The organism is Okeania sp. SIO2C9 (assembly GCF_010672455.1).
Taxonomy (GTDB): Bacteria; Cyanobacteriota; Cyanobacteriia; order Cyanobacteriales; family Microcoleaceae; genus Okeania.
Map to the genome: position 1 here is coordinate 525407 of NZ_JAAHGO010000012.1, position 24460 is coordinate 549866.

Genomic DNA, 24460 nt, shown 5'->3' on the forward strand with positions numbered 1-24460 from the left:
TATCGCTCCAAGAAAACCTAATTATTTAAACTCCTAAATTCCGCAATATTTAAAGCAGCTAACCTCTGAATCTTTTCATCAGAATGATCAAGTAAACCATTTAAAGTTTCTCTCGAATATGGAGTACCAATTTTCACTAAATCTCTCATTGCCATTTCCGAACCTTTCTCCGCTAAACCCTTCAATAAAGAAACAGCAATATCTCCCATATTAATAAGCGCTTGACGAGCATCCACCAAATCAATATCCTCATAATACCTAAACAAAATATCCGCCGCTTGTGGCAAATTTGTTTTAGATAAAGCCTTCACAGACGCCCTACGAACTTCCATAAATTCAGAATAATTCAAAGCATTTTCTAGAAACTCAAAAATAACTTTTCCCCTACCTCTTTCACGAACATCAGAAGCAACTGCTCCAAAAGCTCTAGCCAAATTTTCATCAGAATTTGCTTCTGCCAATTTCTCCTTAAACTCTTCAATAATTCTCTCTGCTAAAACAGGAGAAACTTCTTGAGCATCAGCTAAACATTCAAAAGCTGTCAAAGAATCTTCCTGATAAATAACCTCTATTAAATTTGTACTATTTCCAGCAAACCCACACCAAAGTTTAACCGTTTCCCGCCAACGTTCTGGGTCATTTTTAAACCTTTCTATTAACTCATTTTCTCTATCTCTCAAAGCTGTTGCTGCAAAATATTCTTGCAAAGTTAAATGAGCAAACTGATATTTATCTCCCCTCTCAATTTCCAATAATAATCCACTACGTTCGACAATTTCTCTTAATATTGGTTGAGTATCTGTTTCAGGATTTAGATTTAGATCGGGTAAAACTTTTTGAATTTGTTCCAAGACAATTTGATAATCTAAACTTAAGTCATTTTTTTGTTGTTGACTAGCATTATCCTGAGCAAATAAAGCTAAATGTTGTAGCACTCTCCGCTTATGAGCGCTCTCTTTATATTGATTAAAATTATTCTGCCATTGATTCAATAAAATATGAGTAGATTCTTGATAAAAATCTGACCGAGACTGAGGCAAAACAAAGGCAGGTTGAGTATAAAGATGAGCAACAATAGTCAACATTAAAGGATTTCTAGCTAACTCCATAATTAGAGGTCTATATCTCAAAGTTTGTATGAGTTGATCGATAGATTTATCGGGTGGCATTTGAGATTTCCATGCTTCTAAAAAGAGTCGCATTTGTCTGTCGCTAAATTCTTTAATATCTAAAGTTTTATCCACCGACTCAGCAAAATCATTCCGATAAACTGCTGCTCGACAAGTAATAATTCCTCGACATTTATCATGCTTATCTAATAAGTCATTAATAGCTTGTACAACTTGAGGGCGAATCAAACTTTTGACTTCATCTAATCCATCAAATAACAGAAATAATTTCCCTGTTTTCAAACTTTGCTCAACAAAAGAATTAGCTTTAGGAAAATCATCCCTATCTAAAGCTTCTACTAATTTCTGTTTTAAGATTTCCATATTGAGGGCAGAAATGTCTATTTCATTGAGGCGATATAACTCCAATAAAATCGGCACATATTCATTAGAAGAAGTTTTTAATTTTTCCCTCGCCCAAGAGAGAACAAGATATTTTAATAAAAGTGTTTTTCCAGCTCCAGGTTGCCCTTTAATAGCCAAACGATTATATTTTTTAATCTCAGAAAAATTAATTGGTTCATTATTAGCTTTTTCCAAAAATTGCAAATCGACATAAACTTCTTGCAGACTTAAAGGACGATTCGGACGAAAAGGAATTTTTAGTTGTTCGTGTTTATTAATGAGACCTTTTTTATAGCGTTTTAGAGATAAATTCCAGAACAATTCAAAACCAGCAATTTGATTGTATAACCATTTGCCAAAGGTATTAACAAAATTAGTCACCCAACCTTGTATAGCTTCCTTAAAAATCAAGAGAATAAAAAGTGCTACGGCAGCAAACCATCCCAACCCATAAAATAGATCGTCATTAATTTTTTCCCACAGATTACTATCTTTTGCCTCCTTGAGTTTTGTATATTCTTCCTCATAAATTTTAGTAATTTCTGGAGTAGTTAAACCGACAGAATTTTTCTCATATAAATCAATCATTAACCTACTATCCATTGCCTTATCATTTTCAACATGACGTTCGGCATAATCTTTAATTTCTTGAATAATAACTTCCCGACTTTGAACATTAGGTGTAGGTGTCTGAGTATAACTAGGTAATATCCAACTCCAACACAATACAATAGTTAAAGTTAGTAGAAACAAATTAATCGAAACCAGTCGGTTAAATTTGTGTCGAAAAAGTTGAGTGTAAGATAAATTGAATTTAGACATATCAAGCTAATTATTCAGGAAGTTATACCGTTTCACGGAAGTCAAAAATCAAAAGTCAAAATTAAGATTTTATAGGCTTAAAACTTTGAAGTTACAGTAATTTTACAAAACTATTTAACATTAAAAAGCTGAGAGCTGAGAGCTGATTGCTGATAGCTGAATGCCTACTAATCAAACACAGGCGGCCAAAGTTCAACAACAGGTAATTCCCATTCACCAAATAATTCAGGAATAGTCAAAATATCTCCATTTTCTAACTTAATTTCTTCACAATGAGGACGATAAACAATAACTATTTCTTTGTCAGGATCTATCAATATTCCTACTTCCGCTCCTAATTCTAAATACTTCTTTATTTTCTTTTTTAAAGGCTTAATTCTGTCACTTTGAGATTTAATTTCTACTACTAAATCTGGCACCAACTCCCCAAAATAACGAACACTTTTTTTCAAACGTTGGGCACGAACAAAAGAAACATCAGGAACTTTTAAATTACTGTCTGGAAGAATAAAAGCACCACTAGAATCAAACAAACGTCCGAGACGACGTGGGTAAACCCAATTACCTAATAATCTAATTAACTGAACCCCAACTTCACTAGAAATAATATCCGACGGACCCGTGACTAATATCTTTCCTTCATCTAATTCTAATTGATAATCTAAATCTAATTTATCAAGAGTACCTTGCAATATTTCTAAGTCTTTAACTGTGAGATTTGACATATAATTTTTAGGAATTAAAGAATATATAAAAGGGAACAGAGAACAAGTCTCTATCCCCTTATTAATAATTATAATTGCTGATAGCTGAGAGCTGATAGCTGATAGCTGACTACCTAATTAATTCGCAATTCTCAATAATTCCACATCAAAAATCAGAGTAGCATTAGGAGGTATAACCCCACCAGCACCACTAGCGCCATACCCTAATTCCGGTGGAATAATAAACTTACGACGTTCACCAACTTTCATACTCGCTACCCCTTCATCCCAACCTTTAATAACTCGACCTACACCAACTGGAAATTGGAAAGGTTGATTGCGATCGCGAGAACTATCAAACTTAGAACCATCCGTTAAAGTTCCAGTATAGTGAACCACAACTGTTTGACCTTTTTGAGGAGTAGCGCCATCTCCTTCTTTCAAGACCACATACTGAAGACCAGATTCAGTAGTAATAGTTTCTTCATTATTTTCAGTCATAATATTTTCTGCCACTTGTTCTTGAACTTCAGTAGAATTTATAGTACTTGGTGTATTTTGAGAAGCAACTGCCCCTTTTTCCGAACCTGTGATTTGAGCAACAATCAAAACTAAACCACAGAATATTACTACCGCCAAACTAATAATAATTCCTCGCAAAATTAATCCTCCTAATTTAAGTTAAAAGTCAAAAATTATCAGTTGAAGTTTAAATTATAGCTACTATATTTTGCAGCTACACTAGCGTCAGTTGTAATTTTTCCAATCTCACAACTAACTTTATAAACACTCTAAACAACCTCCCATTTTCTCTAATTTGTATTTTTGAAAAAAAATCAAACAGAAAAAGCAGAACGTAACAACTGAAAAATTAATAACTATAATATTTGATACTAAAATCAATCTTCCATATAATTAAGTCAACACCAAAAATTAATATGAAAGTTTAACTTTAACTAAGATTCCAGATATTGTTAAATAACATAGCAGTTGTCAGGGAAGTTAGAACATTCTCACACCTCTCAAATTTAATCATTGGTGCAAACCTAAATTCTAAATTATGAATTCTAAATTCTAAATTCTAAATTCTAACTGACACCTCTCAAATTTAATCACTGGTGCAAATCTAAATTCTAAATTCTAAATTCTAAATTCTAAATTCTAAATTCATTAACGCCAATTACGATTTTCTAAATCTCTGATCTGACGCTCCAAACGGTCCAAACGACCCCGGAGTTCGTCCAATTCTGATTGACGAGGAACACCTATATCCTGCATGACATTCCGCATTTGTCGCTGCATCTGAGTTTCCCAGTTTCCTTGCTCTGAGCTAAGTTGCTGCATTATATCATCAACAAAAGTTTTAGCTTGGTCTGGGTTGATAGTACCATCTTTAACCCATTGGTTAGTGACTTCCTGTATTTTTTCGGCCACTAGGGAAGTTGTACCAATGCCAATCATTAAAAGTTGTTTAAGTAGATTTTCAGTATTATTCATATTTTTTTCCTATTTCTATATTTTTAGGTACAAAGGAGCAACTAACTTAGAGTTAAGCTACAAATTTAAACTGTAGATAAATAAAGTTGTTGAATTCAATATATCTAGCATAATCAAAATGTCAAATTGTCCTCGTTGTCATCAACCAATTGATAGTCAGGCGATCGTTTGTCCGCATTGTCGAGTTTCTCTTAAAGCTTTTGGTCATCCAGGAATTCCTATTTATCACACTCAAACAGAAGAATATTTGTGTAATAGCTGTATCTACCATTTTGATGATACCTGTAATTTTCCTCAACGTCCCTATGCTAAAAATTGTACTCTTTATCATGACCAGTCTGAACCCCTTGTACCTCCTACTAATTTTAATCATATTAGTTGGTTTGGAACTGTCAAATTTTGGTTTCAAAGAAATACTATTTGGTGGTTATTGTTAAGTTTAGCTCTTATCAGTTTGATAATTTCTTTTTGAAATTCCCCGCAGCTATTTCCGAGGAAGCGATCGCCCAATATATAAAAACTTTAAAACTCTGATTCCTGTTCCCTAGTTCTGGAATAGAGTTACATCTAATAATTAATGTTTTTCTGATACTATAGTCATTTCAAATAAGAATGAAACACTTTTTTAGCTAAAACTATTTCAAGGTAAGAAATCCTTGTCTCAATCTCAACTGAAATAACTATATATTTGGCTCAAAAACTGGTATAGCAGTCGAAAAAGAGGTTAGAACATATCCAAAGTTTAAAACTCAGACAACGTAATATTTTTACTTTGGAATTTTTACTTTTTACTTTGGAATTATTCTAAAGTTTAGTTACATCTAATAATTAATTTTATTCTGATACTATATCTGACTCAAAAACTGGTATAGAAGTTGAAGGAAATATTTGGATATGTCCTAACCTTAAAACTCAGACAACGTAATTTTTTTCCTTTGGAATTTTTACTTTTTCCTTTGGAATTATTCTAAAGTTTAGTTACATCTAATAATTAATTTTATTCTGATACTATATCTGACTCAAAAACTGGTATAGAAGTTGAAGGAAAGCTTTGGATATGTCCTAACCTTAAAACTCAGACAACGTAATTTTTTTCCTTTTTCCTTCTTCCTTCTTCCTTCTTCCTTCTTCCTTATTCCTTCTCCTATAAATCAAACCAGAAAATTGTACCCAGTATATATAGTCATCTTGAATAATGTTTCAGTCATTACTCAATAGATAAAAAATTTTTAACCCTGATTCCTGTTGCCTAGTTCTGGAGTTGAGTTACATCTAAATAATTAATTTTTTTCTGATACTATAGTCATTTAAAATAAGAATGAAACACTTTTTTAGCTGAAACTCTTTCAAAGCAAAAAATCCTTGTCTCAATCTCAACTGAAATAACTATATATTTGACTCAAAAACTGGTAAATAAAATCCGAAAATTGTACCCAGTATATATAGCAGTCTTAAATAATTTTTCAGCGATCGCCCAATATATAAAAAGTTTAAAACTCTGATTCCTATTCCCTAGTTATAGAGTTGAGTTACATCTAAATAATTATAGTTATTCTGATACTATATCTGGATAAAAAACTGGTATAGCAGTCGAAATAAAGGTTAGAAAATATCGTTTAAAACTCATACAAAGTAATACTTTTACTTTTAACTTTTGAATTATTCTAAAGTTGAGTTACATCTAAATAATTATAGTTATTCTGATACTATATCTTACTTAAAAACTGGTATGGCAGTCGAAGGAAAGGTTAGAAAATATCCAAAACTTAAAACTCATACAACGTAATATTTTTCCCTCTTCCCTCTTCCCTCTTCCCTCTTCCTTCTTCCTTCTTCCCTCTTCCTTCTTCCTTCTTCCTTCTTCCTTCTTCCTTCTTCCCTCTTCCTTCTTCCTTCTTCCTTCTTCCTTCTTCCTTCTTCCTTCTTCTAAAGTTGAGTTACATCTAATAATTGACTTTCTTCTGATACTATATTTTGTTCAAAAACTGGTAAATCAAACCAGAAAGTTGTACCCACACCAAGTTCACTAACTAACTGAACCTTACTATGATGCTTATCCATAATATTCCTGACAATAGACAAACCCAAACCAGTTCCTTCCAAAGTATGAACTCGATTTTCTACTCGGAAAAACCTCTCAAAAATAGCCTCTTGGTCTTCAGGTTCAATACCACTTCCTGTATCTGAAATTTCAACTCTGACAAACTTTTGACAACTTGGTTCTGAAGGTAAATGTAAATCTATTGGTCGAGGAGGAGGAGGAGAAACTATCCATCCCCCCTCTTCAATTTGTTGAGCTTCAATATTGCAAATTTCAGAGTCAGATTCTAATGTATATGCTCGAATCATTATTTTTCCCCCTGCTTCAGTAAATTTCATAGCATTGCCCACTAAATTAGCAAATACTTGTAACAATAAATCATAATGACCCACTACAGAAGGTAAGTTAGGTTCTATCTCATAATTTAATTCTATTTCCTTATCTTTAGCATTAAGTTGATAAGTTCTTAAAGTTTGTTCTATAGGTTGAGCAATATCAACAGCATCTAGATGATAAATATGACAAGATTCTAGACGACTCAAATCTAAAACATCATTAACTAAACGAGTCAAACGGTCTGTTTCATGATTAGCAGTTTCCAGAAATTCCCCTCTTTCTGTTTCACTTAAATCTTCACCATATTCATACAAAGTTTCGATAAAAGACTTAATATTAAACAGAGGAGTTCTTAACTCGTGAGATACATTACTAATAAACTGACTTTTAGCTTCATTTAACTCTACTTCGCGGGTAATATCTTGCACAGTCATCGCAATTCCTTTCAGACTATCTCGGTACTCAGAATTTAAACCTTTTTCTAATTTATCTTCATAAAGAGTACATTCAATAACTTCAGGACGTTCAATAGAATTACAAGTATCATCTGCATCATAAATACAACTTTGACAAAGAGACTCTTTACCTGGCGCTCTATGCAACAAAACCGTTGTTAATAACACTCTAATTGTACGTTTATTTGGTTCATCCAAAGTGCAGCAATATTCACCACCTTCTATTTCTCCTCCAGCTATTTGATAAAGCGGTCTACTAATCTCCATTTGTACAGCTACAGGCAAATAATCAATAACATTTTCACCCACAACATTTTTGCCTTCCCAACTAAAAATTCGCCTAGCAGTAGAATTAACCAACATAAGTTGTAGATTAGCATCCAACAATAAAGCACCATCAGCAATAGTCGAAACCAAAGTCTCTAACTTAGCTTTTTCTGCTCTTAATTCTTCAATATTTTGCTTCTTATAATTTTCTAACTGCTCTCCCATTTCATTAAAGCTAAAAATCAATTCCCCCAATTCTCCTCCAAATGGTAAATCAATCCTTTGCTTAAAATTTCCCTGAGCAATATTTCTCACACCTTCTGATAATTCCTTAATCGGTTTAGTAATAATCAAAGCATTAAACACCGCCCCTAAAATTACCATTGCCCAAATCGAAACAAACACTGCCAAAGTAACATCTCTAGTAAGATTTGAAGAAATAACAGCAGTAGGATTAGGATTAATTCCTATTGCCAAAACCCCTAAATATTGACCATCTTGAATTAAGGGTATAAAAACATCTGTTAATTCTCCATTAGGAGTTAAATGTTGTCGCACCATCGGTAGGACAGACAAATTTCCTGCCTCTACATTGGCCATAAAATCTTCCGGTAGTTGAATGCGACGGCGTAAAGTCAGGGACGTTTTTACCTCTGATTCTGAGAAAGGCAGACCAAGGAAAATTTTTCCTTCCTCATCCGCGTAGAGCATATAACGTACACTAGAGGTGCTGCTGTAGAAAAGTCGAGAAAAACGAGCTACTTCGTTGCGTTTGCCTTCTGCCACTAGGGGAGCGACATTTGCAGCCAATAATAGTCCCAGGTCTCGACCATAGCGAGTATCATTGAGACGAGCATCCTGTTGAATAGTATTTACCGCCCAAAAAGAAAAACTACTCATTAGCAAAGACACCATCAGGGTGACAACTGCCATGAGTTTGGTCTGGAGGGTAAACTCAGACCACCAGTTAGCGATAATTTCTCCGATTTTTTTTAGGAGGGGAAGCATTTTAAAAGTCAAAAGTCAAAAGTCAAAAGTCAAAAGTTAAAATTACTTCTCGACTCTATAATATATTAACTAGGATAGTTAGGAATCTCTAAAAGGTTATATTGATTTTATTTGTTAGTTGTAGTCAAAGAGAATGGAGAGTAGAAAGTTGGTAGTTCTATGTAGTTCTATGTAGTAGATAGGTTTTGCTGCATGAAATCTGAAAATTAGGGGTTTATAGATTTATTCAGCAGAACCTGGATAGAAAACTTTTACCCTGTCTACTGTCCCGTCTTAAGTTATTAGCCGAGAAGTTCATTAATGGATAATGGATAATTACCTCTGGTTAAAACTGAGAGGATTGAACATAAGGAAATATTGTTTCTTTTTTTCCCCTTTAAAGGGGAGGCTAATAAAGCTGAATTATTTAATTGATAATTATTAATTATTAATTATTCGGTAAAGACCAAGTTTGAACGTTCCTATACTCCCAGTTGATAACTTAATCAAAATGTGATTATAAAGGCAAGCAAGAGCATTATTTCAAGTTCAGCTCCCATTAGCGGCATATATATAATTTCATAATAATAGAATGTTTAATAATATTCAAGAACAAATCGAGCAAACCCAAAAACAATTTGAGGAAGATTCTCAACAAATTGCATCCATTAGTGAGTCAACCCTTTTAAAAATTTTATCTCATAATAAAGACACAGAATACGGTAAAAAATATGATTTTGCAAAAATTACTAATCTTAAAGAATTTAAACAAATTCATCCAATAACTAAATACAATCATTATGAATCTTTTATACAACGAATGTTTGATGGTGAAGAAAATATCTTGTCGAAAGATACACCTATTTTCTTTGCTAGAAGTTCAGGAACTACAAGTGTATCGAAGCAAAAACTTATTCCTGTCACGAAAAGTATTTCTTATTTTCCCTGGAGTTTACTAATTCAAGGTGCAGTTCATCAAGCCTTTCCTTTAATCAAAGAATCTCATCTATCTCTATTAATAGTTCATGCTAATGGATTGGAGTACAAAAATCAAAATGGTATCAGAGTAGGTTTTGCTTCATCTGCACAACTTCCAGAAGTAATGAAAAAAGAACCATTTCCTTTTATTTCTCCTAAAGAAGTATTTTATATCACCCATAATCAGACTGCCACTTATCTTCATGCTTTTTATGCTTTAAAAAACCCTGATATTCTATATATACACAGCACATTTGCTACAGCTGTCTTAGATTTTTTCCGATGTATTGAAGAAAATTGGCAAAAAATGGTAGAAGATATTCGCTTGGGAATAATTAGTAACGATTATCTTGTAATAGATCCAGAAATTAAACAAAAATTATCCCATGAAATTGAACCCAGTCCCCAAAGAGCGGAGGAACTTTTACACTTATTTGAAGCAGGATTTAAAAATATCGCAACTCGACTGTGGCCAAATCTACAATATATCAGATGTTTAGCTGGTGGAACTTTTAGTATTTATGTAGAAAAGTGTCAACCTTATATTGGTAATGTACCTATTTATTCTGCGACTTATGGTGGAAGTGAAGGTTTATTCGGTATTAATCTTTGGCCTGGAAAACATATTGCTCATTTTCTTCCTGTACCACAAGAACGATACACAGAATATACACCCCTTACTGAAACGACTTCTCCTCATCCCACTACATTAGAAGTTTATCAACTGAAAAAAGGAGAAAGTTATGAGGTAGTAATGACCCATTCTAATGGGTTTTATCGTTACCGCATTGGAGATATTATTAAAGTTATTGATTACTACAATGAATTACCAATCTATGAATTAGTTGGTCGTTCGGGAACTTTATTAGATATAGCAGCAGAAAGAACTACAGAAGAGATGAGTCTTTGGAGTATTAATCAAGCTGTGGAAAGTCAATATTATGATTTGATTGATTTTACCACTATGATTGATTTTAATTATTCACCCCAACGTTATCTTTTCTTTGTGGAATTAGCAGATTATTCTCAACTTTCAGCTACACAAATTTCTCAATTAGAGAATACATTAAGTGAAGAATTAGAAAAAAATTTAAAAATAGCTAATTCTTATTACGAGATAAAACGTATCCTGAATGCAATTGATAAAGCACAAGTTTTCTTAGTTCAACAGGGGACATTTCGCACTGCGGTAGAAATTTTAGCAGCTAAAGGTACACCAGAAATCCAGATAAAAATTCCTCGATATGCTCGTAAACCAGAATTAATTAAATTAATTCAGGAAAATCGAATCACAACAACAAATGGCTTTGTTACATGATGTCCGGTTGAACAGTTATAAATAAATAACGGCTGAGGAGTCAGGAGTAAACCCACCCCTAACCCCTCCTGGGAGGGGAAGTCAGGATTTAGAAGGGAAGGAAGAAGAAGAACTGGAGTTGAAGGAGAAAGTTTTTTATCGCGCTATTATCCGGACATGATATTACATGAAAATATCAATTAATTCTGATTTCTAATTGTCAAAAACCCGACTACCTATATCTCGACGACAATACATTCCTTCAAATTGAATATAATTTACAGCAGCATAAGCTTTTGCCCTAGCTTCAGAAAAGTCAGACCCTATTGCTGTTACTCCCAATACACGGCCACCATCAGTTACTAACTGTTGTTCCTGTAATTTAGTTCCAGCATGAAATACAGTTACCCCAGTAGCTTCCGCTTTTTCTATTCCAGAAATTACTTTACCTTTCTCATAAGCTTCTGGATAACCCCCGGAGGCTAAAACTACGCACACTGCTACTCCTGGTTTCCAATTTATCGGGGGCAACTCAGCTAAACGCTGTTCACAACAGGCCAACAATAATTCTTCTAATGGAGTTTCTAGCAGAGAGAGAATAGGTTGAGTTTCTGGGTCGCCGAACCGACAGTTAAATTCTAAGACTTTTGGCTCTCCTTGAGGACTAATCATTAGTCCAGCATAAACAATGCCTCGATAGTCTATACCACGTTTTTGCAAATTAGTCAAGGTTGGTTCTAGAACTTCTTGTTGAATTCTGGTCATTAGTTCCGGCGTAATGATGGGAGTGGGAGCATAAGCGCCCATACCTCCAGTGTTGAGTCCAGTATCTCCTTCACCCACTTGTTTATGGTCTTGAGCTGGTAATAGGGGACGAATAGTTAATCCATCGGTGAGGGCTAAAACTGATACTTCTTGACCTGTGAGAAATTCTTCGATTACCACAGACTGGGTATCTGGCTCGAATTCTCCTTGAAATATGCCATCTATGGCATGATGAGCCATTTCAATTGTAGTAGCAACGGTAACTCCTTTTCCAGCAGCTAGACCATCTGCTTTGACCACTATGGGAACTTCTTTGATGTAAGCTTTGGCCGTTTCGGCGCTGGTAAAGGTGGCCGATTTGGCCGTGGGAATATTTGCTTCGGCCATGAAATCTTTAGCCCATGATTTACTAGCTTCGAGAATGGCTCCTGCTTTGGTGGGGCCGAATATTTTGAGGTTTGGTTGTTGTAGATAGTCAGTAATGCCCAGGGCTAAGGGTATTTCTGGGCCGACAACTACTAGGGAAATATTTTGGTCGGCAATAAGTTGTTTGAGGGCTGAGAAGTCTTCAACTGGAATGGGTATATTTTGGCATTTTTGCAAGGTGGCAGTACCGCCGTTACCTGGGGTACAAAATATTTGTTGAACTTGGGGAGAGTGGGATAATTTCCAGGCGATCGCGTGTTCTCTACCGCCGTTACCTACTATTAATATTTTCACGTTTTTTTAAGTTAAGAAGTAAGAGGGAAGAAGGAAGAAGGAAGAAGGCTTTAGTTATCTAAGAGAGAAGACTTTGATGTTCAATCTGATTTAGAAAAGTTGATTTATAGATATCTATTTTATGCTTCACCTGATAATTTTATCAAAATAATATGGGTCTAAAACCCCGCCTTTTAAGGCGTAATATTTTTGGAGAGTTGCTCACCCATCCCCTATTTCCCCTCCTGGGAGGGGTTAGGGGTTGGTTAACTTCTGACTTCTGACTTTTGATTCTGACTTCGTTAAGCCTCACGTTATAATCAGTCTATAATAAACAGATTTGGTATTAGTTATCAAGTAGATAAAGTTAAATTTTAAATAAAGTATAAAAGTATCACTAAAGATAAGTGTAGGTAGTTAAGTTGATATAGTAAAGATTGCTTGTTTAGATGAGTTGGTTAATATGAGTGAGAATTTTCAATTGCTTAAAAATGACGATGATGTTTTATTATTTGAGCAACATGGATTGAAACATACATATATAGTTGGGAGATTTAAAGAATTGTATTTACAGCAAATAAAAAACAAAATTTATTCAAGGCAGCAAAATACCTTCGTAATTTTTAGTGAATTAAGTCGAGGGCTTAGAGTCGATGAGAAAGTAGGGATAGGATTAAATACTAGCAAATGGGAATCAGTGACTGAAGAAATAGAATGTCAACTCTTAAGACTGGGTGATAGTAGTTGGCAAAAAGGTAGACTTAGATTCAAAAACTATGTTGATTTTTTACCAGAAGACAATAGAGAATTCAATTATAATTCTCAATTTAGCAACCCAAAATCAGAAATTAAAATAGAACTTGAATTTTGCCCATATTTAACTCTTGAACCGGAATCACCATTAGATAATATTCGTCAAAGTGAAACCTATAAAAAACTTTTGTGAAAATTATCTTCCCTGAGAAACAGAAAATTACCAAACTAAGCTAAAGAAAGATAAATTGTTTTCTTTATTCACTGATGTTTTAGAAAAAATTAAGTAAAAATTGGTGATAGTTATTGGTGCCAATTAAAACTGAAACTCAAAAGGTTATGTTGATTTTTTTTGCCAGAATAATATAGACAATATCAATATAATTATCAGTCATTTCAGTATGGGAAAGCTAATTTTGAAATAGAGCTATAATTGAGATCATATTTAACTATTGAACCGGAAGCCATTAGATGATATAAGCTGGAGTGAAACTTATAAAAAACTTTTGTAAAAATTCTCTTCTCTGAAAAACAAAATATTATCGAACCAAGCTAAAAAAATCATAAATTATTTTCTTGATTGACCAATATTTGGGAAAAAATCAAGTTATAAAAGCTTTGACTTATGTTGAAACAATATTTGAAATTTACGATGAAAGTTTTCTACCACACATTAGCTATGTAGGGCTTGCTGATTAAATCTAAAAGTATTTACAGATAAAGGTTTTAGCCTTTTTGGAATCGAAAAAAGTGCCTGCTTTTCAACTCTTCATGCTCAAAAAATTATTATTTTAGGCTCATAGTGGGGCAGAAAAATCAAAGGACAATTCTTACTACTACCTCCTCGCTCATTCGCTTTTCTCCTGTCTCCTACCCTCACCCATAAAACTTTTTCAGCAAACCCTATGTAGCTGGCTGAACTAAAGTATGAAAATACCGAAGATTGAACTAGATAAAAATTAGTAGCTACTAGGGCAAATGTCAGATTTTTTGACCTTCTACCAATTTTTTCTGTCATTAATTCACTGGAAAAATTATCAAAACTCTAGAAAAAATAGAAAAATTTGCTTGAAATAGACCAGCAACTTTTATAGCTCAAATTTATCAATATGAAAGTATTATTTTGGAAAAGAAATACTTAGAGCTATGGCAGAAACTAAATATTTACAATCGCGGTAGTTATAATTAAAAACTAAGAAGATAAAATCAGATTATAAACTATGACCAAAAAATAAGGTCTCAGACTTCCCCTTTTAAAGGGATGAAAATAATAAATTTCAATATTTCAAGCCTCCCTATTCCACGAACTACTGATAACTTATAACTGATAACTGAAATGACTCAATGCCTAAATCCAGATTGTTTAAAATTAAACCCACCAGAAGCCAAATTCTGTCATAGTTGCAATGAAAAATTAGTTTTAGTCGAACGTTATCGCGCCTTAAAAATTATTGGACGGGGTGGTTTTGGTCGAACTTTTCAAGCAGTGGATGAATTTAAACCCTCAAAGCCTTTTTGTGTAATTAAACAATTTTTACCCCAATTACAAGAACCGAAAAATTTATCAAAAGCTGCTCTATTATTTGCTCAAGAAGCTGAACGTTTAGATACTTTAGGTAGACATCCACAAATCCCCGAACTTTTGGCATATTTCACTCAAGATAATCGACAGTATTTAGTACAAGAATTTATCGACGGGCAAAATTTACAACAGGAATTAAAGAAGTCAGGAGCTTTTAATGAAAGACAAATTTTGGAGTTGTTAAAAAGTTTATTGCCCGTATTGGAATTTATTCATTCTCAACAGGTAATTCATCGAGATATTAAACCAGAGAATATTATTAGGAGAAAAAATAATAATCAATTTTATCCAGTGCGAGCTTCTAGCTCGCCAGATAAAATTAATCCAGTGCGAGCTTCTAGCTCGCCAGAGAATAATATTATATTAGTAGATTTTGGCATAGCGAAATTTGTGGCAAAGACTGCTTTAGCTGTGACAGGAACTATTATTGGCTCTGAAGGATATGCTCCTCCCGAACAAGCAATAGGAAAAGCAACCTTTTCTAGCGATATTTATAGTTTGGGCGTAACTTGTATTCATTTATTAACTGAAGTCGAACCTTTTAAGTTATTTGACGTGGGTGAAGGTGAGTGGATATGGCGAGATTATTTAAAGTCAAAGGTGAGTGATGAAGTAGGAAATTTGTTGGATAAAATGATTGTCAGGGCGACTAACAAAAGATTTCAAAATCCAGGAGAAATCTTGTCGCTGATTAATCAGACTTATCAAACGGAAAAAACATTTACCCTTCCACCACAAATATCTCAAAAATCAACAGCACCACCCATTATTAATAAAACTTCTCCACCACAAACATTTCTAGAATCAATACCAGAATCAGAAATAGGAGAAATATTTACTTTTGAAGTAGTGACTATTAATAATTGTGGCAAAATCATCAACCGCACCCCCGGTAATGCCAGACAAAAAATAGAAGATTTAGGTAATGGTATTAAATTAGAAATGGTTTATATTCCTGGTGGAAGTTTTCTCATGGGTTCCCCAGAAAAAGAAGTTGAAAGACTTAATAGTGAAAGTCCTCAACATCAGGTTACTCTCCAACCTTTTTATATGAGTAAATACCCCATTACTCAAAATCAATATCAAGCCATTATGGGAGAAAATCCTTCTAACTTTAAAGGAGGAAACCATCCAGTAGAAAAAGTGACATGGCATAACGCCACAGAATTTTGTCAAAGACTCTCTGAGAAAACTGGGAAAATTTATAAACTACCCAGTGAAAGTCAGTGGGAATATGCTTGTCGCGCAGGTACAACTACTCCTTTTTATTTTGGAGAAACTATAACGTCTGAGTTAGTTAACTACAACGGTAACTATATTTATGGCAACGTCCCCAAAGGTAAACATCTAGAAAAAACAACCGAAGTGGGAAGTTTTCCTCCCAATGCTTTTGGTTTATACGATATGCACGGCAATGTCTGGGAATGGTGTCTGGACATTTGGCGCAATAACTATAACGGTGCACCTACTGATGGAAGTCCCTGGGAAAATGAAGGGGATAGTAGTCAACGACTTCTTCGTGGTGGTTGTTGGAACATACATCCTCAGTTTTGTCGAAGTGCTCGCCGTATTAGAAATAATGCTGACTACTACGGCACCTACTGGGGTTTCCGCATTCTCTTGTTGCCTGATTTTCAGAAAAAGTTTCAAAATTCTGGGGAAATATCGTCAGTTATGAACCAGACTTATCCAACGGAAAAAAAGTTAACCCCTCCACTACAAATATCCAAAAAATTAACAGCACCATCCCCTATTAATGAAACTTCTCCACCACAAACATTTCTCAAATCAATACCAGAATCAGAAATAGGAGAAATATTTACTTTTGAAGTAGTGACTATTAATAATTGTGGCAAAATCATCAACCGCACCCCCGTTAGTGCCAGACAAAAAATCGAAGATTTAGGTAATGGTATTAAATTAGAAATGGTTTATATTCCTGGGGGAAATTTTCTGATGGGTTCCCCAGAAAACGAACAGGGAAGAAGCTCTGATGAAAGTCCGCAACATCAAGTGATTCTCCAACCTTTTTATATGAGTAAATACCCCATTACTCAAGAACAATATCAGGCAATTACCAAAGAAAATCCTTCTCACTTTAAAGGAAAAAGTCGCCCAGTTGAAAATGTGAAATGGCATGAAGCAGTAGAGTTTTGCCAAAAGCTTTCTGAGAAAACTGGGAAAATTTATAGACTGCCAAGCGAGAGTCAATGGGAATATGCTTGTCGTGCAGGTACAACTACTCCTTTCTATTTTGGAGAAACTATAACGTCTGAGTTAGTTAACTATAACGGTAATTATCCTTATAGTAATGCCCCTAAAGATAAATATCGACGAGAAACAACCGAAGTGGGAAGTTTTCCTCCAAATGCTTTTGGTTTATACGATATGCACGGCAATGTTTGGGAATGGTGTCTGGATATTTGGCACAATAACTATGATGATGCACCTAATGATGGAAGTGCTTGGGAAAGTGGAAGATATAGTTTTAGAAGGGTGTTCCGTGGTGGGAGTTGGCTCAAACGTTCTAGGAGTTGCCGGAGTGCTTGGCGTAGCTACTACTATAGCGTCGAATTTGGCATAAGTGTGGGTTTTCGGATTGTCTGGTATACCTCGGAAGTAAGAAATTCTTTGGATAATATGGCTGTGGATACAACTAACAAAAGATTTCAAAATACAGGGGAAATATTGTCAGTTATGAACCAAATTTATCCAAGGGAAAAAACCTTGACCCCTCCACTACAAATATCTCAAAAATTAACAGCACCATCCCCTATTAATAAAATTTATCCACCACAAACATTTCCAGAATCAATACCAGAATCAGAAATAGGAGAAATATTTACTTTTGAAGTAGTGACTATTAATAATTTTGGCAAAATCATCAACCGCACCCCCGGTAATGCCAGACAAAAAATAGAAGATTTAGGTAATGGTATTAAATTAGAAATGGTTTATATTCCTGGGGGAAGTTTTATTATGGGTTCCCCAGAAAACGAACAAGGAAGAAGCTCTGATGAAAGTCCGCAACATCAAGTTACTCTCCAACCTTTTTATATGAGTAAATATCCCATTACTCAAGAACAATATCAGGCAATTATGGGAGAAAATCCTTCTCACTTTACAGGAAAAAGTCACCCAGTTGAAAATGTGACATGGCATAACGCCACAGAATTTTGTCAAAGACTCTCTGAGAAAATTGGAAAAATTTATAGACTGCCCAGTGAGAGTCAGTGGGAATATGCTTGTCGCGCAGGTACAACTACTCCCTTTTATTTTGGAGAAACTATAACGTCTGAGTTAGTTAACTATGACGGTAATTATCCTTACAGTAATACCCCTAAAGATAAATATCGAGGAGAAACAACCGAAGTGGGAAATTTTCCTCCAAATTCTTTTGGTTTATACGATATGCACGGCAATGTTTGGGAATGGTGTTTAGATATTTGGCACATTAATTATGATGGTGCACCTAATGATGGAAGTGCTTGGCAAACTAGGGGAGATAGCAACATAAAAGTCCTCCGTGGCGGTAGTTGGTACAACTATTCTTGGAATTGTCGGAGTGCCAGACGTTACGACAATGATGGTAACAACCTTATCCACTACAGGGGTTTTCGGATTGTCTGGTATACCTCGGAAGTAAGAAATTCTTTGGATAAAATGACTGTGGATACAACTAACAAAAGATTTCAAAATCCAGGAGAAATCTTGTCGCTGATTAACCAGACTTATCCAACAGAAAAAAAGTTTACCCCTCCACAACAAAAATCTCAAAATTTAACAGCACCATCCCCTATTAATCAAACTTCTCCACCACAAACATTTCCAGAATCAATACCAGAAACAGAAATAGGAGAAATATTTACTTTTGAAGTAGTAGCTGTCAATAATTTTGGCAAAATCATCAACCGCACCCCCGTTAGTGCCAGACAAAAAATAGAAGATTTAGGTAATGGTATTAAATTAGAAATGGTTTATATTCCTGGGGGAAGTTTTATTATGGGTTCTCCGAAAAATGAACTACACAGATATGATGCAGAAAGCCCTCAGCATCAAGTAATCCTAAAACCTTTTTATATGAGTAAATACCCCATTACTCAAAACCAATATTTAGCAATTATGAGAGAAAATCCTTCTGACTTTAAAGGAGAAAACTGCCCAGTAGAAAGAGTGACATGGCATAACGCGAAAAAGTTCTGTCAAAAGCTATCTGAAAAAACTGGAAAAATTTATAGACTGCCCAGTGAGAGTCAGTGGGAATATGCTTGTCGCGCAGGTACAACTACTCCTTTCTATTTTGGAGAAACTATAACGTCTGAGTTAGCCAACTACAATGGCAACTATACTTATGGCAAAGCTCCTCAAAGTGAGTATCGACAAAAAACAACCGAAGTAGGAATTTTTCCTCCCAATGCTTTTGGTTTATATGATATGCACGGAAATGTCTGGGAGTGGTGTCTAGATATTTGGCACGATAACTATGATAGTTCTCCTACTGACGGAAGTACTTGGGAAAGTCCAGGCAATAGTAATAAACGAGTGCTTCGTGGTGGTTGTTGGTGCAACCTTACTAGGAGTTGTCGGAGTGCCTGTCGCCATAGCTTCTATTCCTATGAACGTAATTCCCGGGGTGGTTTTCGTATTGTTTGTTTACCTGGTTTTTAGTTTCCTGTTTTTCCCTCTTTCATTCTCGCCTCAGCAAGTGGCGATTTTTTTTGAGGAAGCTATCTCCTTGATTCACAGCTACCTTAATCATCAAACATCTTCATTGTGTGAAGCTTCAAAAGTGTCGCGCCGGGAGTAAAATCAGCTTGCCTTCTCCCAAAAATTGTGATACTATCTGTATTATTGGGTGGTGTTCGTATATGCGCATGATTTTTTAGTCAATACCAATAAAAGTAGCTAACATCAATTTAATCAAGTTATGGAAGAGTAGGAAAATTCCCCCAATCGCTTCTGGCATCCGACAAAAAGGCTAATTTAAAGTCTTTCAAATCTTTTCAGACATTTAAAGAAGAAAAAGTATCAAGTAGAAGTCAGGGAAAAACTCAAATTAAAGATTAGTATTTACAGAATCCAAAGGTCTATACCACAAAATAGCTAATCAATCAACCTACCGAAAAATGAGGAGAGAAAAATTAGTCATTTATGGTAAGGAAAATAAAGAGCGATCGCCTCCCAAAACAACGAAATCATAAGCATTTGCAGCTTCAAAATCTTGTTAAGTAATAAAATAGCTACAGATTATATCACTACTTATAATATTACAAAATTGAGCAAAAGAGCTAAAAAGATTGAAATTTCGTTAGAGAATAGGAAAATTTTTTCTTCGATTTTGTCATGGATTAATGACAAAGTTTAAAATTTTAAAACTCAAAGCCTTATATAGATAAATAAAACTTAGAAGAAGTAGTAAATATTAGGATAAGTTGTATATTTTCTAAAATTCATATTTATAAATTAAGACTGAATTAGACATCCTCCTAATTGCATCCAAACTATTCAAACCTAAAACCTAATCTAATTAGGGCTTGCTGAAAAAGTCTTTTAGTAGGGGTAGGATACAGGAGAAATGGGTCGGGAGCGAGGAGGTAGGAGCGGGCGTTTTGTCCCAAGATTGTTCTGACCAACTATGCGCCTAAAATAATAACTTTTTGAGCGTTAATGACTGAAACAGGCGCACTGCAATTCGACCCCAAAAAGGGACTTGTCTTTATATGTCAATGCTTTTAGATTAGATCGGTCACGCCCTAATTAATCCAAATCTAACTCATCAGCGATCGCTCGAAATAAAGCAATTGTTTCTACCAAAGTTTAAGACGAAGATAAGAGCCAGGCGGTTTTAACCCCTGGGTGAAATCAGAAAGCTGTATCTGTAATGGGTATGGATGATTTAAAGGTAGGGGTAAATGACAATCCCTCAACTAAATGAGAAGTTTAAATAGGTGGATTTATCCCCTGTTTAAACTACCTTTAGAATCCACGCGGATTTATCCCGTAGAGTGTCAAATAGTCAATACTTATATAAATCCTATTTAAGTTGTAATATTTTGGTGGTAGGGGAGCTGTCGGATTGGCGACGTACAGAATTTCCAAGGTTTTCATTTAGAATTAACTGTGATAATTTTTATCACAACCAACTATAGAGTTGCTATATTACCAGAACCTATTTTTACTCCAAATTACAAAACCGAGATGATTTTTAATGTTAGGGTGAGAAAATCTTTACCGAAAAACTGTGGTATAAAGCCTCCCCTTTTAAGGGGATAAAAAGAAAAAATTTCATGATTAGTCAATCCTATCCGTTTTAAAGGAGAGGTAATTCTAAATTCTAAATTCTTAATTCTAAATTCTTGAACCTACCTACAAATAAAACAGATATCTCCATACTTTTTATTATCCTTACTACCTATCGGGAATTCTATTGAAGTAGAAAGAAGTAGAAACTAAGAAGATAAAATCAGGAGAGCAACCATGACCCAATGCCTAAACCCAGATTGTTTAAAAACCAACCCACCAGAAACAAAATTTTGTCAAAGCTGCGGTGAAAAATTAATTTTAGTCGAACGTTATCGCGCTCTAAAAATTATTGGGCAAGGTGGTTTTGGCAGAACTTTTCAAGCTGTAGATGAGTACAGACCATCAAAACCTTTTTGTGTAATTAAACAATTTTTTCCTCAAGCTCAAGGAACCAAAAACCTAGAAAAAGCTGCCTCATTATTTGCCCAAGAAGCTGAACGTTTAGATAGTTTAGGTAGACATCCACAAATTCCCGAACTTTTGGCATATTTTACTCAGGATAACCGACAGTATTTAGTGCAAGAATTTATAGACGGGCAAAATTTAAAACAGGAATTAGAGTTGTCAGGAACTTTTGATGAAAGGCAAATTTGGGAGTTGTTAAAAAGTTTATTGCCCGTATTGGAATTTATTCATTCTCGACAGGTAATTCATCGAGATATAAAACCAGAGAATATTATTAGGAGAAGAAAAGATAACCAATTATTATTAGTAGATTTTGGGGCAGCTAAATATGCAACAAAGACTGCTTTAGCTGTGACAGGAACTGTAATTGGTTCGGCAGGATATGCTGCACCAGAACAAGCATTAGGAAAAGCAACTTTTGCTAGCGATATTTATAGTTTGGGTGTGACTTCTATTCATTTATTAACTCAGGTAGAACCTTTTGATTTATTTGATGTGAGTGAAGGTGAATGGGTGTGGCGAGAATATTTAAAGTTTACCGTCAGTGATGAAGTTGCTAAACTATTAGATAAAATGATTATGGGAGCGACCAAGAAAAGGTTTCAAAATGTAGGAGAGATATTATCGGTTGTTAACCCTAAATATCAAAAAAAAATCAACTCTATTTACAAGCCAAAAAAATTTCCAATATTTACAAAAGAAGTAGCAAAAGGAGAAAGGTTTACTTTTGAGGTTGTGACGGTCAATAACTCTGGCAAAATCATCAAGCGCACCCAGAGAAATGCGAGGCAAAAAATAGAAGATTTAGGTAATGGTATTAAATTAGAAATGGTTTATATTCCTGGTGGTAGTTTTCTCATAGGTTCACCGAAAAACGAAGCTGGAAGAACTGATAAAGAAAGTCCCCAGCGTAAAGTAACTCTTCAAGCTTTTTGTATGAGTAAATACCCCATTACTCAAGACCAATACTTAGTGATTATGGGGGAAAATCCTTCTTATTTTATAGGAGGAAACCGCCCAGTAGAGAGAGTGACATGGCATAACGCTACAGAATTTTGTCAAAGGCTATCTGAGAAGACTAGGAAAACCTACAGACTACCCAGTGAGAGTCAGTGGGAATATGCTTGTCGCGCTGGTACGACTACTCCTTTTTATTTTGGCCCTACTATTACCACTGATTTAGTTAACTACAATGGTAAGTATACTTATGACAATGCACCTAAAGGTAAATATCGAGAACATACTACCGATGTGGGAAGTTTTCCTCCCAATGCTTTTGGTTTATATGACATGCACGGGAATGTAGACGAGTGGTGTCAGGATATTTGGCATAATAGCTATGAAGGTATTCCCACTGATGGCAATGCTTGGGAAAGTAAGGAAAATAGTGAGTTACGAGTGCTCTGTGGAGGTAGTTGGAATGACTATCCCTGGTGGTGTCGAAGCGCTGATCGTGACTGGGATAATACAAATATCTGCATTAACAATGTGGGTTTCCGGGTGGTTTGCTTGTCATTTTAGTATTTTTCCGGTCTGCTATTTTCCTTTTGTTTTTTGAATCATTTAGATTCTATATTCCCAGATTCTATATTCCCAGATCCGGTGTTCCCTTTGACAAAAATTGGATATATGGTTTAAATCCAAAACAGCTACAGCTTATTAAAAAGCTTAAAACCTAGACAAAGCAGAATTTTTCCTTTCCTAGGTCATTTCAGTTATCAGTTATCAGTACCTCTGCTTGTTTGCGCAGCATTCCGTAGGAAAGTCAGAAGCTTGAAATATGGAACTTTATTTTTTTTCATCCCCTTGAAAGGGGAGGTTTGATATCAAATCCGTTTAATTCGGCACGTAAAAAATGTTCCATCTTCAACCATTACTAAATATTTCTCGATCTCCCCATCTCCCTAACTCCCCTACTCCCCTACTCCCCTACTCCCCATCTCCCTAACTCCCTTACTCCCCATCTCCCCATCTCCCTAACTCCCCTACTCACCATCTAATTACACCGATGCTACCGGATTTGATATGAGACCTTATTTTTTGGTCATGCTGCGCAAACAGCATAATTGTCCTCTTCTTCTATATCTATATAAGATAAGTATAGGCTGAGGCTAAAAGAGAGGAAAAAATCATTCTGTGAAGCTCTAAAAAAACCGCGTCGCAAAGATTTTTGCCCTTGCACTTCCCAAAAATTCGCGATCCGATTTAAAAAGTGGGGGTTGTTCGTATACACGCATGATTTTTTATTCAACCAAGTAGGGGGACAGCGTTTCACAATAGTACTGGTCATTTCAGTTATCAGTTATCAGTTATCAGTTATCAGTGAACCTCCGACTGAAGTCGGAGGCTTGAAATACTGAACTAAATATTTTTTTCATCCCCTTAAAAGGGGAGGCACATACCCTCATTTTTTGGTAAAATTTAAGTATTGGTATCTTATCTTGTTTGACATCCTCCCGACGCTGACCTGACGGTACAGCGCGGGATTCCTAACCATCGCTGATTAGGCCTTTCTGCTTCAATGCACCAGCCTCCAAGGTCGAGCCTCTTTTCGGTCTTACAGTCGCTCCACAGACTGAAACTGCTAGCCCAGCAGCCATATTTCTAACTCTAACACACTATTGACGAAACCGCAAAATTGATCGGTTTTCCCATACGACGCTCCCCTTCGGGAGAGCGCGGGTCTTCAACCAACGTTGAGATAAAGAAAAACTTAAGTATCACAAAACGGCAAATCTATCAACCCATCGAAAAATGAAGAGAGGAAAATTAGTCATTCATCTAAAAATAAGTTAAGAGCGATCGCTCCTCAAACAACGACATCATAAGTATTTGCAGCTTCAAAATCTTGTTAAGTAATAAAATAGCTATAGATTATATCACTATTTATAATATTACAAAATTGAGCAAAAGAGCTAAAAAGATTGAAATTTCGTGAAATGATAGAAAAAATTTTTATCCTTTTTTGTCAGAGATTAATGACAAAGTTTAAAATTTTCAAACTAAAAACTAAAACCTATAACTAAAACTTAAAACCCACATAATTTGAGATTGT

The 24460-nt window shown here is 35.0% G+C and carries 11 protein-coding genes; 5 read left to right on the top strand and 6 right to left on the bottom strand.

Annotated elements, in window-relative coordinates; translation table 11 throughout:
* Positions 1 to 17 precede the first annotated feature (17 nt).
* The 4 genes from F6K23_RS12660 to F6K23_RS12675 all read right to left on the bottom strand — a co-directional run bounded on the left by F6K23_RS12660 (position 18) and on the right by F6K23_RS12675 (position 4537).
* A complete protein-coding gene (locus tag F6K23_RS12660) occupies positions 18 to 2336 on the bottom strand; it encodes an NACHT domain-containing protein (protein ID WP_293155509.1) in 2319 nt (772 codons plus the stop codon).
* A 167-nt stretch (positions 2337 to 2503) separates the two neighbouring features.
* Positions 2504 to 3061, bottom strand: coding sequence for a Uma2 family endonuclease (locus tag F6K23_RS12665; protein WP_293155512.1), 558 nt, complete (start codon positions 3059 to 3061; stop codon positions 2504 to 2506).
* Positions 3062 to 3178: 117 nt separating this feature from the next.
* A complete protein-coding gene (locus F6K23_RS12670; RefSeq protein ID WP_293155515.1) occupies positions 3179 to 3700 on the bottom strand; it encodes an FKBP-type peptidyl-prolyl cis-trans isomerase in 522 nt (173 codons plus the stop codon).
* A gap of 510 nt (positions 3701 to 4210) precedes the next feature.
* Positions 4211 to 4537: a phasin family protein gene (locus F6K23_RS12675; RefSeq protein ID WP_293155518.1), complete on the bottom strand. Its 327-nt coding sequence runs from the start codon at positions 4535 to 4537 to the stop codon at positions 4211 to 4213.
* A 118-nt stretch (positions 4538 to 4655) separates the two neighbouring features.
* Between F6K23_RS12675 and F6K23_RS12680 the strand changes: the two genes are divergently transcribed.
* Positions 4656 to 5009 (top strand): zinc ribbon domain-containing protein, encoded by a 354-nt coding sequence (locus F6K23_RS12680; protein ID WP_293155521.1) that lies wholly within the window; start codon positions 4656 to 4658, stop codon positions 5007 to 5009.
* 1454 nt (positions 5010 to 6463) lie between these two features.
* Here F6K23_RS12680 and F6K23_RS12685 read toward each other — a convergent pair.
* Positions 6464 to 8644: an ATP-binding protein gene (locus tag F6K23_RS12685; protein WP_293155523.1), complete on the bottom strand. Its 2181-nt coding sequence runs from the start codon at positions 8642 to 8644 to the stop codon at positions 6464 to 6466.
* 571 nt (positions 8645 to 9215) lie between these two features.
* Here F6K23_RS12685 and F6K23_RS12690 point away from each other — a divergent pair.
* Positions 9216 to 10919, top strand: a complete 1704-nt coding sequence (locus tag F6K23_RS12690) for a GH3 auxin-responsive promoter family protein (protein ID WP_293155526.1) — start codon at positions 9216 to 9218, stop codon at positions 10917 to 10919.
* A gap of 192 nt (positions 10920 to 11111) precedes the next feature.
* Here the strand turns inward: F6K23_RS12690 and purD are convergent, their stop codons facing one another.
* Positions 11112 to 12383, bottom strand: coding sequence for a phosphoribosylamine--glycine ligase (purD, locus tag F6K23_RS12695; RefSeq protein WP_293155529.1), 1272 nt, complete (start codon positions 12381 to 12383; stop codon positions 11112 to 11114).
* Positions 12384 to 12825: 442 nt separating this feature from the next.
* Here purD and F6K23_RS12700 point away from each other — a divergent pair, with 442 nt between their 5' ends.
* The 3 genes from F6K23_RS12700 (at position 12826) to F6K23_RS12710 (ending at position 22926) form a co-directional block, all read left to right on the top strand.
* The gene (locus tag F6K23_RS12700; RefSeq protein WP_293155531.1) at positions 12826 to 13308 is read left to right on the top strand and encodes a KGK domain-containing protein; all 483 of its coding nucleotides are present in this window, start codon (positions 12826 to 12828) and stop codon (positions 13306 to 13308) included.
* Between the two features lie 1143 nt (positions 13309 to 14451).
* Complete coding sequence (locus tag F6K23_RS12705; RefSeq protein ID WP_293155533.1) at positions 14452 to 19365, top strand: bifunctional serine/threonine-protein kinase/formylglycine-generating enzyme family protein; 4914 nt, start codon at positions 14452 to 14454, stop codon at positions 19363 to 19365.
* A 1809-nt stretch (positions 19366 to 21174) separates the two neighbouring features.
* A complete protein-coding gene (locus F6K23_RS12710; protein WP_293155535.1) occupies positions 21175 to 22926 on the top strand; it encodes a bifunctional serine/threonine-protein kinase/formylglycine-generating enzyme family protein in 1752 nt (583 codons plus the stop codon).
* Positions 22927 to 24460 lie beyond the last annotated feature (1534 nt).

Coding starts and splice junctions, on each gene's coding strand:
- F6K23_RS12680 (WP_293155521.1), top strand. CDS start 4,656: ATGTCAAATTGTCCTCGTTGTCATCAACCAATTGATAGTCAGGCGATC.
- F6K23_RS12685 (WP_293155523.1), bottom strand. CDS start 8,644: ATGCTTCCCCTCCTAAAAAAAATCGGAGAAATTATCGCTAACTGGTGG.
- F6K23_RS12675 (WP_293155518.1), bottom strand. CDS start 4,537: ATGAATAATACTGAAAATCTACTTAAACAACTTTTAATGATTGGCATT.
- F6K23_RS12690 (WP_293155526.1), top strand. CDS start 9,216: ATGTTTAATAATATTCAAGAACAAATCGAGCAAACCCAAAAACAATTT.
- F6K23_RS12700 (WP_293155531.1), top strand. CDS start 12,826: ATGAGTGAGAATTTTCAATTGCTTAAAAATGACGATGATGTTTTATTA.
- F6K23_RS12665 (WP_293155512.1), bottom strand. CDS start 3,061: ATGTCAAATCTCACAGTTAAAGACTTAGAAATATTGCAAGGTACTCTT.
- F6K23_RS12660 (WP_293155509.1), bottom strand. CDS start 2,336: ATGTCTAAATTCAATTTATCTTACACTCAACTTTTTCGACACAAATTT.
- F6K23_RS12705 (WP_293155533.1), top strand. CDS start 14,452: ATGACTCAATGCCTAAATCCAGATTGTTTAAAATTAAACCCACCAGAA.
- F6K23_RS12710 (WP_293155535.1), top strand. CDS start 21,175: ATGACCCAATGCCTAAACCCAGATTGTTTAAAAACCAACCCACCAGAA.